Genomic DNA, 13026 nt, shown 5'->3' with positions numbered 1-13026 from the left:
CGACGCGCCTCACATCCGGTTCGCGGTGTGCACGGCGCGCAACACCGCCGCCGCCTTGTTGCGGCACTCGGTGTCCTCGGCGACCGGGTCGGAGTCGGCGACGACACCCGCGCCCGCCTGCACGTACGCCGTGCCCTCGCGCAGCAGCGCGGTGCGGATCGCGATGGCGGTGTCGGAGTCGCCCGCGAAGTCGAGGTAGCCGACGCAGCCGCCGTAGACGCCGCGGCGCGACGGCTCCAACTCGTCGATGATCTGGAGGGCGCGCGGCTTCGGGGCGCCGGACAGGGTGCCGGCGGGGAAGCAGGAGGTGAGGACGTCGAAGGCGGTGTGGCCCTCGGCGACCTGTCCGGTCACGGTCGACACGATGTGCATGACGTGGCTGTACTTCTCGATGGACATGAAGTCGACGACCTCGACGGAGCCGGGCTCGCAGACCCGTCCCAGGTCGTTGCGCCCGAGGTCGACGAGCATCAGGTGCTCGGCCCGCTCCTTGGGGTCGCCGAGCAGTTCCTCGGCGAGGTCGTGGTCCTCCTGCGGCGTCGCGCCGCGCGGCCGGGTCCCGGCGATCGGGTGCACCATGGCGCGCCCGTCCTCGACCTTGACGAGGGCCTCGGGCGAGGAGCCGACGACGTCGAATCCGTCGAAGCGGAACAGGTACATGTACGGCGACGGATTCGTGGCGCGCAGCACCCGGTAGACGTCCAACGCGCTTGCCGTGCACGGGGTTTCGAAGCGCTGCGAGGGGACGACCTGGAAGGCCTCGCCCGCCCGGATGCGCTCCTTGATGTCCTCGACGGCGTCCTGGTACTGCTTGCCGCCCCACAGCGCCGTGAACTCCGGGAGCTCGGACGGCGGGAGCGCCGCGGGGGCGGTCTCGACCGGCTTGCCGAGGTCGGCCTCCATGGCGTCGAGGCGGGCGACGGCGTCGGCGTAGGCCTCGTCGACGCCGGTCTCCAGGTCGTTGTGGTTGATCGCGTTGGCGATCAGCAGGACGGAGCCGTCCCAGTGGTCGAGCACGGCGAGGTCGCTGGTGAGCAGCATGGTCAGCTCGGGCAGCTTAAGGTCGTCGCGCTCCCCCGGGCCGACCTTCTCCAGGCGGCGCACGATGTCGTAGCCGAGGTAGCCGACCATGCCGCCGGTGAACGGGGGCAGGCCCTCGTAGCGCGGCGTGTGCAGGGTCTGCACGGTGGCGCGCAGAGCGGCGAGGGGGTCGCCGTCGACGGGGACGCCGACGGGCGGCGTGCCGAGCCAGTGGGCCTGCCCGTCGCGCTCGGTCAGGGTGCCGGCGGAGCGGACGCCGACGAACGAGTAGCGGGACCAGGAGCGGCCGTTCTCCGCGGACTCCAGGAGGAACGTGCCGGGTCGCTCGGCGGCGAGCTTGCGGTACAGGCCGACGGGAGTGTCGCCGTCCGCGAGGAGCTTGCGGCTGACGGGGATCACTCGGCGGTCGGTCGCGAGCTTGCGGAAGGTCTCGAGGTCCATGGCAGGAGCCTACTTCCGTCGGGGGGACGCCCCGCGCGCCTGGTCGAGGCGTGGACGGCGCCCCGCTAGAAGGGAGCGGTGACGAAGACCAAGAGCCACCGCATCCCCCGCACGAAGAGCGCCCTGTCCGGGCTCGCCCTCGCCGCCGTCGCCGTGACCGCGCTGACCGGCGCCGCCCCCGCTCCCGGCGACTGGGCCGCGCCCGCCCCCGGCGACGTCGAGGCGCGGGTTCGGGCCGCGGGCCTGGAGATGCTCGACTCCGAGAAGCTGACCATGCACATCCACCCCCACCTCACCGTGTACGCGGGCGGCCGTCAGGTGACGGTCCCCGCGGACATCGGCATCGACCGCTCGGGCAAGAAGCCCCGCTTCAGTCCGCTGCACACGCACGACACCAGCGGCACCCTGCACGTGGAGTCGGCCCAGTGGCAGGACTTCACGCTCGGCCAGTTCCTCACGGAGTGGGGCGTGCGCCCCCTGTGCCTGGCCGAGGTCGACGGCAACGCGGTGGCCGGGGACCCGGCCTCGATCGTCCTCCGGGACCGTCAGGAGATCACGCTGCGCTGCCGCTGACCGGCAGTTCGTCGCGGTCGAAGCAGGTGCGGGCGCCGGTGTGACAGGCGGCGCCCACCTGGTCGACCTTCACGAGCACGGTGTCGGCGTCGCAGTCGAGGGCGACCGACTTCACGTGCTGGAAGTGGCCGGAGGTGTCGCCCTTGACCCAGTACTCCTGGCGGCTGCGCGACCAGTACGTGCAGCGGCCCGTGGTCAGGGTGCGGTGCAGCGCCTCGTCGTCCATCCAGCCGAGCATGAGCACCTCGCCGGTGTCGTACTGCTGGGCGATGGCGGGAACCAGGCCGTCGGCGCTCCGCTTCAGGCGGGCGGCGATGGCCGGGTCGAGGCTGCTGCTGGGTGTCGGCGAGCTGGTCATACGGACCATTGTGCCGCGCCGGGCCGCACGTCCACTGTCCGGTGCGGCGCCGCCGGTCGTAGGCTGGCGGCATGTCGACCCATGCCAAGCGTGAACGACTTCTGCTCGCCGATCTGTTGGAGGCGTCGGGCCCCGATGCCCCGACGCTGTGCGAGGGCTGGAACACCCGGGACCTCGCGGCGCACGTGGTGGTGCGTGAGCGCCGCCCGGACGCCGCCGGCGGCATCCTCGTCAAACAGCTCGCGTCGCGCCTTGAGCGGGTGCAGGCCGAGTTCGCGGAGAAGCCGTACGAGGAGCTGATCCAGCTGATCCGTACCGGGCCGCCGCGGTTCTCGCCGTTCTCGCTCAAGCAGATCGACGAGGCGTCGAACGCGATCGAGTTCTACGTCCACACCGAGGACGTCCGCCGTGCGCAGCCCGAGTGGACGCCCCGCGAGCTCGACCCGGTCTTCGCCGACGTCCTGTGGTCGCGCCTGGAGCGGATGGCGCGGGTGATGGGCCGCAAGGCGCCCGTCGGCCTGGTGCTGCGCCGTCCGGACGGCCAGACGGCGGTGGCGCACCGCGGCGCCCCCGTGGTCACGGTCACGGGCGCGCCCTCGGAGCTGGTGATGTTCGCGTTCGGCCGCCAGGAGGCGGCGGACGTGGAGATGGAGGGCGAGAAGTCGGCCGTCGAGCGGCTCACGGAGACGAAGGCGCTGGGGCTCTGACCGCCTGAGGGGCCAGCCGGTACGCGCTGAGGGCGAGCCCGAGTTCGACGAGGTCGGCGGGGCGGGCGAGGCTGCGCCCGGTGAGCTGTTCGCAGCGGCGCAGCCGGTTCAGGACCGTGTTGCGGTGGCAGTAGAGGCGGGCGGCGGCGCGCTGCGCGGAGCCGTCGCAGTCGAGCCAGGCCGTCAGCGTGTCGAGCAGCAGGGTCCGGTCCGCGGGCGGCAGGGCGAGCAGCGGGCCGAGCACGCGGTCGGCGAGGAGCCGGCCGAGCGCGGGCGCGGCGGCGACGAGCGCGGCGGGCAGCTGCTCGTCCAGGAGCACGGTGCCGCCGTCGCGCGGGCAGATGCGCAGCGCGGTCTCCGCGAACCGCCGGGCGCCGCCCACCGCGGCGAGCCCGTCGACTGCGGGGCTGACGCCGACGCGCAGTCCGGGCTTGCGGCGGCAGAACTCCCGTACCTTCGCGGCGAGTCGAGCCACGTCCAGGTCGCCGAGGTCGACGAGGGCACGTTCGGCCCCGTCGGCGGTGTGCCACACGGCCCGTGCGGCGCCCGGCAGGGTGGGACGCGGGGCGTCCCGGCCGCCGCCGACGGCGATCAGCACCGCGTACCGGCCGCTCTCCCGCAGGTCGAGCGCGGCGGCGGCGTCCGGCAGGTCGGCGATGCGGAGCGCGCCGTCGAGGAGGGCGGCGGTCATCAGGCGGCGCCGGTTCTCGCGCCGCCACGTCAGCTCACGCTCGGCGCGTCGGTAGGACTCGGTGACGTGAGCGCAGTGCTCGTCGACGAAGTTCCACACGTCGACGGCGAGGTGGACCAGCAGATGCGCGTCCTCGGGATGCCGCAGGGTGACCTCGTCGACGAGCGCCTGCCAGACCAGGGCGCCGCCGAGCCGGAAGGCGTGCGACACGGCGTCGAGCGGGAAGCCGCGGGCCGCGCGGTCGGCGCCGATCCGGGCTGAGCAGGCGCGGGCGGCGTCCCGGTTGCGCGCCGGATCGAGCAGCGAGGCCACGCTGTGCCGCAACGAGCGCTGGATCTCGGCGTGTACGTCGCCGGGGTCCGCGTCGATGGCGGTGCGGTAGGCCGGCTCAAGATCGTACAGCTCGGCCGCCAACCGCTCGGTGAGTGCCGGTAGTTGGCCGAGGAGCGGCCGTGCGGCGCGGCGCAGCACCGCGACCGCGTCCGACCCGGCGCCGGCCCGTGCTTGAGGTCGGGGACGTACGAGGTGCGCGGGCATGGCGGTCCTCCACGGCTCGGCTCACGAGTCCGCAGAATGACATACCGTCTGGTCGGTCTCCAGCCCTCGGGGGAAACGCGCAGGTCATGGTGCTTCTCTGGCTCAGGGCTCCGCGTGGTCCACCAGGCGGGCCAGTTCGACACGGGAGCGGATGCCGAGCCGGTCGAAGACGTTGCGCAGATGATGGTCGACCGTGCGGGGGCTCACCGAGAGGCGGCGGGCGACCTCGCGGTTGGTGTCGCCCTGTGCGACGCGGCGGGCGATGCGCAGCTGCTGGGGCGTCAACTCGGCCAGTCTGCCCGGCGGTTCACCGTGCGCCGCCACCTCTCCCGTGGCGCGCAGTTCGGCGCCCGTCTGCGCCGCCCAGACCGTGGCGCCGCACCGCTCGAAGGCCACCAGGGCGTCCCGCAGCACCGTACGGGCGCGCGCCGGACGCCGGGTGCGGCGCAGCCACTTGCCGTAGAGGGCGAGGGTGCGGGCCCGTTCGAAGTCGCCGCCCGCCCGCTCGTGCCGGGCCAGTGACTCCTCGAAGCGGGACTCGGCCGTCGCCGGATCACCCGCCGTCAACAGGGCGCGGCAGCGGGCGAGTTGCGCGGGAGCGAGCGGGTCGTGGCCGCGTTCGGCCCACACCGTGAATTCGCCGACCGCGGATCCGGCCCCGCCCGGCTCGCCCGCGAGCACCGCCGCCTCCACCAGACAGGGCACGGCCAGCATCCGGACGCCGAAGTGCCCCTGCCGGGGTCCCGGACCGACGAGCGGCCCGAGGCGGGCGGCGGCCCGCGCCGCGTCGCCGCGCGCCAGGTCCGCGCGGGCCAGGGCCCATTGGGCGAGCGTCGCGGCCTGCGCGAGCCCGTGCCGGTCGGCGACGTGCTGCGCGGCGGCGGCGTGCCGGGCGACGGTGGCGACGTCGCGGTCGAGGGAGGCGGCGAGGGCGAGGACGGCGTGCTGGTGCGCGAGCACGTTGCGCTGCCCGGCGGCGAGCGCGGCCCGCACACCCTCCTCGGCATGGGCGCGGGCGCGGACGTGCCGCCCGGAGCGCAGCTCACCGTAGGCGAGCAGTTCCAGGGCGCGCGGCAGCTCGGCCCCGGCGTCCCGGTCCCGCGCGGCCGCGAGCGCACGGCTGCCCAGGCGGCAGGCCGCCGCCACGTCCCCGGCGACGAGGGCCGCGGCCCCGCCCCGCAGCAGCGCCCCCGGCTCCCGCTCCCCGGCGGACCGTGCCACGACCCGCCGCAGCGCGACCCGCCCCACCCCGGCACGCGCCCCGAGGGACGCGGCCATGCCGACGCGGTAGTCGAGTGCGGAGTCCGCCGGTCGCGCACGGCCGCCGTGCGCGACCGCCTCCCGGTACGCCTGCGCGTCCCCCAGCGCCCAGGACGCCTCCGCGGCGCCGAGCCGCGCTTCGAGGGCCGCCGGTTCCGGGCACAGCCGGGCCGCCACCAGCAGGGATTCGCGGGCGTCCGCCACCGGACCGTCCCGCAGCGCCAGCAGCCCGCGGACCAGCGCGGCACGGCCACGTACGACGTCCAGGACCGCCAAGTCGCCCACCTGGCCGAGGAGTTCGCGCGCCCGGTGCGGGCGGCCCGCCAGGCGCGCGTGGTCCGCCGCCGCGACCAGCCGCTCGGCGCGGACCGCCGGGTCCTCCGCGAGGCGGGCGGCGTGGGCGAGCGCCGTGCAGCGTTCTCCGTGGAGCGCGCCGCTCGCCGCGGCCAGTTCCGCGCCGAGCCCCGGGTCCGGGTAGGCCGCGCCGAGCGACCGGTGCAGCAGTCCGGCGGACCGCTGCCGCTCCCCCGTCGCCGCGGCGGCGAGCAGCCGGTGCGCGGCCCTGCGCCGCTCCGGGCCCACGGCCTCGTAGAGCCTGCGCCGCCCCGGCAGCCGCAGCCGGCCGTCGGGGCCGCGCCGGAGCCCCGCCCGTTCGGCCGCGTCCAGGGCGGCCGCGCCGAGCCCGGCCGCCGCGGCGGCCCGCAGCACGAGCCCCGCGTCGACACCGGGACCCTCGGGGTCGGTCTCGTACGCGGCGGCGGCAAGCAACAGGACGGTTCTTCCGCTCACTTGGCGCACGGTAGTGGCGAACCACCGCACGCGCAGCGCCGGTTGGGCTGGAACCCAACCGGCGCGTTCGTACGCTGTTCCGGCGCACAGGGCGCCGGAGCCTCACAACGTCACGACGTGTGCGGGCAGTTGCCCCGGAACTCCGCGATCGTCAGGCTCGAACTCGGCAGCGGGCAGAGGAACTGCTCGTACCGGGTGTCGTTGTCGATGAAGCGCTTGAGCCACGAGATGCTGTACTTCGCGATCGTGGTGTTGGACGTGTTCGGCGTGAAGTGCGTGGCACCGCGCAGCTCCAGATACGCCTTGTCCAGGGATCCCGGAAGGCTCCGGTAGAAGGGCTCGGAGTGCGAGGCGACCGGCGCGATGGTGTCGCCGTCGGCGCCCACGACGAGCGTCGGGGTCTTCACCTCGGGCCAGGTCTTGTCGAGGTTCCAGCCGGTCAGCGGGATCGCGGCCTGGAGCGAGGGCCGGCTCTTGGCGGCCTCCAGCGTGCCGCCGCCGCCCATCGAGTGGCCCATGACGCCGAGCCGGCTCGTGTCGATGCGGCCGCGCACCGAGCTCTGCTGGGTCAAGTAGTCGAGGGCGGACAGGAGTTGACGACCCCGACTGTCCGGCTGGTCGAGCGTGGTGTTGGTGTCGATGGTGAAGACGACGAAGCCCTGCGAGGCGAGACGAGGGCCCAGCCAGGCGATGGACGACTGGTACGCCGTGTAGCCCGGCGAGATCGCGACGGCGCCGAACGTGCCGTCCGATGTCGACGTCGGATAGTAGATGGTGCCGCCGCCGAAGCCGCTCACGCCCAGCGAGGAGACGGTGGTCTGGGAGACGGCGTAGGAGCCGCGGGACGCCTCGATGCTGGAGACGGTCGGGGCGGGGCCGCGCTCGTAGGGGTTCTCGGCCGCCTCGGCGGTCAGGGCCTGCTGGGTGGCGAGGCCGCCGAGGGCCAGCAGGGTGGCGAGTCCCGTACGGATCAGGCGGGTTCGGAACCTGTTCGCGGCTCGCCCTGCGTGCACGGGGGGCGCCGCACTTCTGTGCTGCTGCACGATGACGCGTTCCTCTCGGGAGGGCGGAGCCCGTCCCGAGGGCGCCGCCGTGGTCACTGACAGCGACCACGGTGGCGCCGATTCCGCCGCACCCGCATCGGCGAAATCACCGGTCTCGTGCGGCTGGGGTTTGTTCACAGGCTCTCAGCGGACGGGGTGCCCCGCCCCGCGCAGCGTGTCCTTGACCTCGCCGATGCGCAGGTCGCCGAAGTGGAAGACGGAGGCGGCGAGCACCGCGTCGGCGCCCGCGGCGACGGCCGGCGCGAAGTGCTCCAGCTTGCCGGCTCCGCCCGAGGCGATCACCGGCACCGAGACGTGCTTGCGGACGGCCTCGATCATCTCGATGTCGTAGCCGTCCTTGGTGCCGTCGGCGTCCATCGAGTTGAGCAGGATCTCGCCCGCGCCCAGCTCGGCGGCCCGGTGCGCCCATTCGACGGCGTCGATGCCCGCGGACTTGCGGCCGCCGTGCGTCGTCACCTCGAAGGAGCCTTCAGGGGTACGGCGCGCGTCCACCGACAGGACCAGCACCTGGCGGCCGAAGCGCTCGGCGATCTCCCGGATCAGCTCCGGGCGGGCGATGGCGGCCGTGTTGACGCCGACCTTGTCCGCGCCGGCGCGCAGCAGCTTGTCCACGTCGTCGGCGGTGCGCACGCCGCCGCCGACCGTGAGCGGGATGAAGACCTGCTCGGCGGTGCGGCGCACCACGTCGTACGTGGTCTCGCGGTTGCCGGAGGACGCGGTGATGTCCAGGAAGGTCAACTCGTCGGCGCCCTCGGCGTCGTACACCTTCGCCATCTCGACGGGGTCGCCCGCGTCGCGCAGGTTCTGGAAGTTGACGCCCTTGACGACGCGGCCGTTGTCCACGTCGAGGCAGGGGATGACTCGGACGGCGAGCGTCACGGGGTGGCTCCTCGGAAGGCTTCGAGTTTCATCGGGACACGGCCGCCAGGGCCTCTTCCAGGGTGAACGCCTTGGCGTACAGCGCCTTGCCGACGATGGAGCCCTCGACGCCGAGCGGCACGAGCTCGGCGATGGCACGCAGGTCGTCGAGGGAGGAGACGCCGCCGGAGGCGACGACCGGGCGGTCGGTGGCCGCGCAGACGTTCTTCAGCAGCTCCAGGTTCGGGCCCTGGAGCGTGCCGTCCTTGGCGATGTCCGTGACGACGTACCGGGAGCAGCCCTCGGAGTCGAGGCGCTCCAGGGTCTCGTACAGGTCGCCGCCGTCGCGGGTCCAGCCGCGGCCGCGCAGCGTCGTGCCGCGCACGTCGAGGCCGACCGCGATCTGGTCGCCGTACTCGGCGATGATCTTGGCGACCCACTCGGGGTCCTCCAGGGCGGCGGTGCCGATGTTGACGCGGGTGGCGCCGGTGGCGAGCGCGGCGGCGAGCGAGTCGTCGTCGCGGATGCCGCCGGAGAGCTCCACCTTGATGTCCATGGCCTTGGCGACCTCGGAGATCAGGGCGCGGTTGTCGCCGGTGCCGAACGCGGCGTCGAGGTCGACCAGGTGCAGCCACTCGGCGCCGGAGCGCTGCCAGGCGAGGGCCGCCTCCAGCGGGGAACCGTAGGAGGTCTCGCTGCCGGACTCGCCGTGCACGAGGCGGACGGCCTGGCCGTCGCGGACGTCGACGGCGGGGAGGAGTTCGAGCTTGTTGCTCTGGGAACTCGGGGAAACAGTCACAGTACGGAGATCCAGTTCTTCAGCAGCTGCGCTCCGGCGTCGCCGGACTTCTCGGGGTGGAACTGCGTCGCCCACAGCGCGCCGTTCTCGACGGCGGCGACGAACGGGCCGCCGTGCGTGGACCAGGTGACCTTGGGCGCGCGCATAGTGGGGTTGCGGACTTCGAGCTCCCAGTTCTGCACGGCGTAGGAGTGCACGAAGTAGAAGCGCTCGTCGGTGTTCACACCGGCGAACAGCTGGGAGTCCTGCGGGGCCTCCACGGTGTTCCAGCCCATGTGCGGGACGACATCGGCCTTCAGCGGTTCGACGACACCGGGCCACTCGTCGAGGCCCTCGGCCTCCACACCGTGCTCGATGCCGCGCGCGAACAGGATCTGCATGCCGACGCAGATGCCCATCACGGGGCGCCCGCCGGACAGCCGGCGGCCGACGATCCAGTCGCCACGCGCCTCCTTCAGACCGTTCATGCAGGCGGCGAACGCGCCGACGCCGGGCACGAGCAGCCCGTCGGCGTTCATGGCCTTGTCGAAGTCGCGGGTGATCTCGACGTCGGCGCCCGCGCGGGCAAGGGCGCGCTCGGCGGAGCGCACGTTCCCGAAGCCGTAGTCGAAGACGACGACGCTCTTGTTCTTGCCGGCCGACATCAGTAGAGCCACTCCAACCGCAGGATTCCGGCGACGAGACACATCGCGGAACCGATGCCCATCAGCACCACGACGCTCTTGGGCAGTTCTTGCTTCCAGAAGGACCAGGCCCCGCCGGCCAGAAAGAGGCCGACGAAGATCAGTACCGCGGCAAGGCCACTCACAGCGCGCCCTTCGTGGACGGGAGGATGCCCGCGGCGGCGGCGCGCGGGTCGATCTCGCTCGCGTAGCGCAGGGCGCGCGCGAGGGCCTTGAACTGGCACTCCACGATGTGGTGCGCGTTGCGCCCGTACGGGACGTGGACGTGCAGCGCGATCTGGGCCTGCGCGACGAAGGACTCCAGGATGTGCCGGGTCATCGTCGTGTCGTACTCGCCGATCATCGGCGCCATCTTCTCGGGCTCGGTGTGCACGAGGTACGGGCGGCCGGACAGGTCGACGGTCACCTGTGCAAGGGACTCGTCCAGCGGCACCGTGCAGTTGCCGAAGCGGTAGATGCCGATCTTGTCGCCGAGCGCCTGCTTGAAGGCGGCGCCGAGCGCGAGGGCGGTGTCCTCGATGGTGTGGTGCGAGTCGATGTGGAGGTCGCCCTCGGTCTTCACCGTGAGGTCGAACAGGCCGTGCTTGCCGAGCTGGTCGAGCATGTGGTCGTAGAAGCCGACCCCGGTCGCGACATCGACCTTTCCGGTGCCGTCGAGGTCGATCTCGACGAGGACCGAGGTCTCCTTGGTGGTGCGCTCCACGCGTCCGATGCGGCTCATGCGCCGAACTCCTTCTTGACTTCACGGGCCGCGTCCAGGAACGCGTCGTTCTCTTCGGGTGTGCCTACGGTGACGCGCAGGCGGCCGGGTACACCGTTGTCCCGGATCAGGACGCCGCGGTCGAGGATGAACTGCCAGACGGCGTGCGGGTCCTCGAAGACGCCGAACTGGATGAAGTTGGCGTCGGCGACGGTGACCTCGAAGCCGAGGTCCTCCAGTTCCGTGACCACGCGGTCGCGCTCGGCCTTCAGCTGCTCCACGTACTGGAGCAGCGTGTCGGTGTACTCCAGGGCGGCGAGCGCCGTCGCCTGGTTCACGGCCGACAAGTGGTAGGGCAGCCGCACCAGTTGGACGGCGTCGACCACGGCCGGGTCGGCGGCGAGGTAGCCGAGCCGGAGCCCGGCCGCGCCGAAGGCCTTGGACATCGTCCGCGAGACGACGAGATTCGGCCGTCCTTCGAGCAGGGACAGCAGCGAGGTGCCGTGGCTGAACTCGGTGTACGCCTCGTCGACGATCACCATCGCGTCCCGCCCGGCGGCCTCGTACAGCGCGAGGACGTCCTCGGCCGCCACCGCGTTGCCCGTCGGGTTGTTGGGGCTGGTGATGAAGACGACGTGCGGCCGGTGCGTCTGGATCGCCTCGACGGCGGCCGGGACGTCCAGCGAGAAGTCCGCGCGGCGCGGGGCGCTCACCCAGCCGGTGTTGGTGCCGCGGGCCAGCAGCGGGTGCATCGAGTACGAGGGCTCGAAGCCGAGCGCGAGCCGGCCGGGGCCGCCGAATGCCTGGAGGAGCTGCTGGAGCACCTCGTTCGACCCGTTGGCCGCCCACACCTGCTCGTACGTGACCTCGTACCCGGTCGTCCGGGTCAGGTACCTGGCGAGTTCGGTGCGCAGCTCAACCGCGTCCCGGTCCGGGTAGCGGTTCAGCTCGCGGGCCGCGTCGGCGACCCGCTCGGCGATCCGCGCCACGAGCGGCTCGGGCAGCGGGTACGGGTTCTCGTTCGTGTTCAGCCGGACGGCGACGTCCAACTGCGGTGCGCCGTACGGGGACTTGCCGCGCAGTTCCTCGCGTACGGGAAGGTCGTCGATCCTGGTCACTTGCTGTTCGGTACCTTCCACCCGAAGCGGGCCTTGATGGCGGCGCCGTGCGCCGGGAGGTCCTCTGCGTCGGCGAGCGTCACCACGGTGGCCGCGACCTCGGCGAGGGCGTCCTTCGTGTAGTCGACGATGTGGATGCCGCGCAGGAAGGACTGGACGGACAGGCCGGACGAGTGGCAGGCGCAGCCGCCGGTCGGCAGGACGTGGTTGGACCCGGCGGCGTAGTCGCCGAGCGAGACCGGCGCCCACGCGCCGACGAAGATCGCGCCCGCGTTCTTCACCCGCTGGGCCACGGCCGGGGCGTCGGCGGTCTGGATCTCCAGGTGCTCGGCGCCGTACGCGTCGACGACCTTGAGGCCGTCGTCGAGCGAGTCGACGAGGACGATCGCGGACTGCTGCCCCTTGAGGGCGGGCACGATCCGGTCCTCGATGTGCTTGGTGGCGGCGACCTGCGGCTCCAGCTCCCGCTCCACGGCGGCGGCCAGCTCCGCGCTGTCCGTGACGAGGACGGCGGCGGCCATCGGGTCGTGCTCGGCCTGGCTGATCAGGTCGGACGCGACGTGGGCCGGGTCAGCGGTGGCGTCCGCGAGGACCGCGATCTCCGTCGGGCCCGCCTCGGCGTCGATGCCGATACGGCCCGTGAAGTAGCGCTTGGCGGCGGCCACCCAGATGTTGCCGGGGCCGGTCACCATGTTCGCCGGGGCGCAGGACTCGGTGCCGTACGCGTACATGGCGACGGCGTGGGCGCCCCCGGCCGCGTACACCTCGTCGACGCCGAGCAGCGCGCACGCGGCGAGGATCGTCGGGTGCGGCAGGCCGCCGAATTCCTTCTGCGGCGGCGAGGCCAGGGCGACGGACTCGACGCCCGCCTCCTGCGCCGGCACGGCGTTCATGATCACGGACGACGGGTAGACGGACCTGCCGCCGGGCGCGTACAGGCCGACGCGCTCGACCGGCACCCACTTCTCGGTGACGGAGCCGCCCGGCACGACCTGCGTCGTGTGGCTGGAGCGGCGCTGCTCGCGGTGGACGATGCGGGCCCGGCGGATCGACTCCTCCAGGGCGGCGCGCACGGCGGGGTCGAGATCGGCGAGTGCCTTGGCGATGGCCTCGGCCGGAACCCGGACCGCCGACAGCTTCACTCCGTCGAATTTCTCCCCGTACTCGATCAGCGCCGCGTCGCCACGATGATGCACGTCCTCGCAGATCGGACGCACCTTCTCCAGGGCGGCCGAGACGTCGAAGTCGGCTCGGGGCAGCAGCGAGCGCAGGGCCTGGCCCTCGGGGAGGGCGGCGCCGCGCAGATCGATTCGAGAGATCACAGAACAATTCTCGCAGATGCGGGTTGACGCCCGGCGCCCTGTATCAGTGGCTGATATCGCGGCAGGTGAGCTGACCACCGGCGTT

The 13026-nt window shown here is 72.9% G+C and carries 14 protein-coding genes; 2 read left to right on the top strand and 12 right to left on the bottom strand.

The features are described 5' to 3' along the window. Positions 1-9 precede the first annotated feature (9 nt). A complete protein-coding gene (locus tag ACIA8D_RS22545; protein ID WP_399234757.1) occupies positions 10-1482 on the bottom strand; it encodes an anthranilate synthase component I in 1473 nt (490 codons plus the stop codon). A gap of 78 nt (positions 1483-1560) precedes the next feature. Between ACIA8D_RS22545 and ACIA8D_RS22540 the strand changes: the two genes are divergently transcribed. Continuing rightward, positions 1561-2055: a hypothetical protein gene (locus ACIA8D_RS22540; RefSeq protein WP_399234755.1), complete on the top strand. Its 495-nt coding sequence runs from the start codon at positions 1561-1563 to the stop codon at positions 2053-2055. Here ACIA8D_RS22540 and hisI read toward each other — a convergent pair. Next, entirely contained in the window at positions 2036-2413 is a 378-nt protein-coding gene (gene hisI, locus ACIA8D_RS22535) for a phosphoribosyl-AMP cyclohydrolase (protein WP_399234753.1), read from the bottom strand. The genes ACIA8D_RS22540 and hisI overlap by 20 nt on opposite strands. Before the next feature lie 71 nt (positions 2414-2484). On the opposite strand from hisI, the gene ACIA8D_RS22530 reads away from it, so the two are divergent. Continuing rightward, positions 2485-3120 (top strand): TIGR03085 family metal-binding protein, encoded by a 636-nt coding sequence (locus ACIA8D_RS22530; RefSeq protein ID WP_399234751.1) that lies wholly within the window; start codon positions 2485-2487, stop codon positions 3118-3120. Here ACIA8D_RS22530 and ACIA8D_RS22525 read toward each other — a convergent pair. From ACIA8D_RS22525 to hisD, 10 genes are all read right to left on the bottom strand, one after another. After that, positions 3092-4348, bottom strand: a complete 1257-nt coding sequence (locus ACIA8D_RS22525) for a PucR family transcriptional regulator (RefSeq protein WP_399234749.1) — start codon at positions 4346-4348, stop codon at positions 3092-3094. The genes ACIA8D_RS22530 and ACIA8D_RS22525 overlap by 29 nt on opposite strands. Before the next feature lie 102 nt (positions 4349-4450). Next, positions 4451-6397, bottom strand: a complete 1947-nt coding sequence (locus tag ACIA8D_RS22520; RefSeq protein WP_399234747.1) for a LuxR C-terminal-related transcriptional regulator — start codon at positions 6395-6397, stop codon at positions 4451-4453. 110 nt (positions 6398-6507) lie between these two features. Beyond that, positions 6508-7347: an alpha/beta hydrolase family protein gene (locus ACIA8D_RS22515; RefSeq protein WP_399234873.1), complete on the bottom strand. Its 840-nt coding sequence runs from the start codon at positions 7345-7347 to the stop codon at positions 6508-6510. A 237-nt stretch (positions 7348-7584) separates the two neighbouring features. After that, a complete protein-coding gene (gene hisF / locus ACIA8D_RS22510) occupies positions 7585-8340 on the bottom strand; it encodes an imidazole glycerol phosphate synthase subunit HisF (RefSeq protein ID WP_399234746.1) in 756 nt (251 codons plus the stop codon). 28 nt (positions 8341-8368) lie between these two features. Further along, positions 8369-9118 carry a bifunctional 1-(5-phosphoribosyl)-5-((5-phosphoribosylamino)methylideneamino)imidazole-4-carboxamide isomerase/phosphoribosylanthranilate isomerase PriA gene (gene priA, locus ACIA8D_RS22505; protein ID WP_399234743.1) on the bottom strand — a complete coding sequence of 250 codons (750 nt, stop codon included), beginning with the start codon at positions 9116-9118 and terminating at the stop codon, positions 8369-8371. Further along, a complete protein-coding gene (hisH, locus tag ACIA8D_RS22500; RefSeq protein WP_399234740.1) occupies positions 9115-9762 on the bottom strand; it encodes an imidazole glycerol phosphate synthase subunit HisH in 648 nt (215 codons plus the stop codon). The genes priA and hisH overlap by 4 nt, the downstream gene beginning before the upstream one ends. Beyond that, the gene (locus ACIA8D_RS22495; RefSeq protein WP_399234739.1) at positions 9762-9926 is read right to left on the bottom strand and encodes a hypothetical protein; all 165 of its coding nucleotides are present in this window, start codon (positions 9924-9926) and stop codon (positions 9762-9764) included. Before ACIA8D_RS22495 ends, hisH begins: the two co-directional genes overlap by 1 nt. After that, positions 9923-10522, bottom strand: coding sequence for an imidazoleglycerol-phosphate dehydratase HisB (gene hisB, locus ACIA8D_RS22490; protein WP_399234738.1), 600 nt, complete (start codon positions 10520-10522; stop codon positions 9923-9925). The genes ACIA8D_RS22495 and hisB overlap by 4 nt, the downstream gene beginning before the upstream one ends. Next, a complete protein-coding gene (locus ACIA8D_RS22485) occupies positions 10519-11619 on the bottom strand; it encodes a histidinol-phosphate transaminase (protein WP_399234736.1) in 1101 nt (366 codons plus the stop codon). The genes hisB and ACIA8D_RS22485 overlap by 4 nt, the downstream gene beginning before the upstream one ends. Next, positions 11616-12941 (bottom strand): histidinol dehydrogenase, encoded by a 1326-nt coding sequence (gene hisD / locus ACIA8D_RS22480; protein ID WP_399234734.1) that lies wholly within the window; start codon positions 12939-12941, stop codon positions 11616-11618. The genes ACIA8D_RS22485 and hisD overlap by 4 nt, the downstream gene beginning before the upstream one ends. Positions 12942-13026: the final 85 nt, after the last annotated feature.

Source organism: Streptomyces sp. NPDC051684 (assembly GCF_044453445.1).
In the GTDB taxonomy this organism is placed as follows: Bacteria; Actinomycetota; Actinomycetes; order Streptomycetales; family Streptomycetaceae; genus Streptomyces.
Note: the sequence above shows the minus strand (reverse complement) of the source record. Positions and strands in the feature narration are given on the sequence as shown.

Excerpts from the sequence above, each read along its gene's own strand:
- ACIA8D_RS22525 (WP_399234749.1), bottom strand. The coding sequence starts at position 4,348 with ATGCCCGCGCACCTCGTACGTCCCCGACCTCAAGCACGGGCCGGCGCC.
- hisH (WP_399234740.1), bottom strand. The coding sequence starts at position 9,762 with ATGTCGGCCGGCAAGAACAAGAGCGTCGTCGTCTTCGACTACGGCTTC.
- ACIA8D_RS22530 (WP_399234751.1), top strand. The coding sequence starts at position 2,485 with ATGTCGACCCATGCCAAGCGTGAACGACTTCTGCTCGCCGATCTGTTG.
- ACIA8D_RS22545 (WP_399234757.1), bottom strand. The coding sequence starts at position 1,482 with ATGGACCTCGAGACCTTCCGCAAGCTCGCGACCGACCGCCGAGTGATC.
- hisI (WP_399234753.1), bottom strand. The coding sequence starts at position 2,413 with ATGACCAGCTCGCCGACACCCAGCAGCAGCCTCGACCCGGCCATCGCC.
- hisB (WP_399234738.1), bottom strand. The coding sequence starts at position 10,522 with ATGAGCCGCATCGGACGCGTGGAGCGCACCACCAAGGAGACCTCGGTC.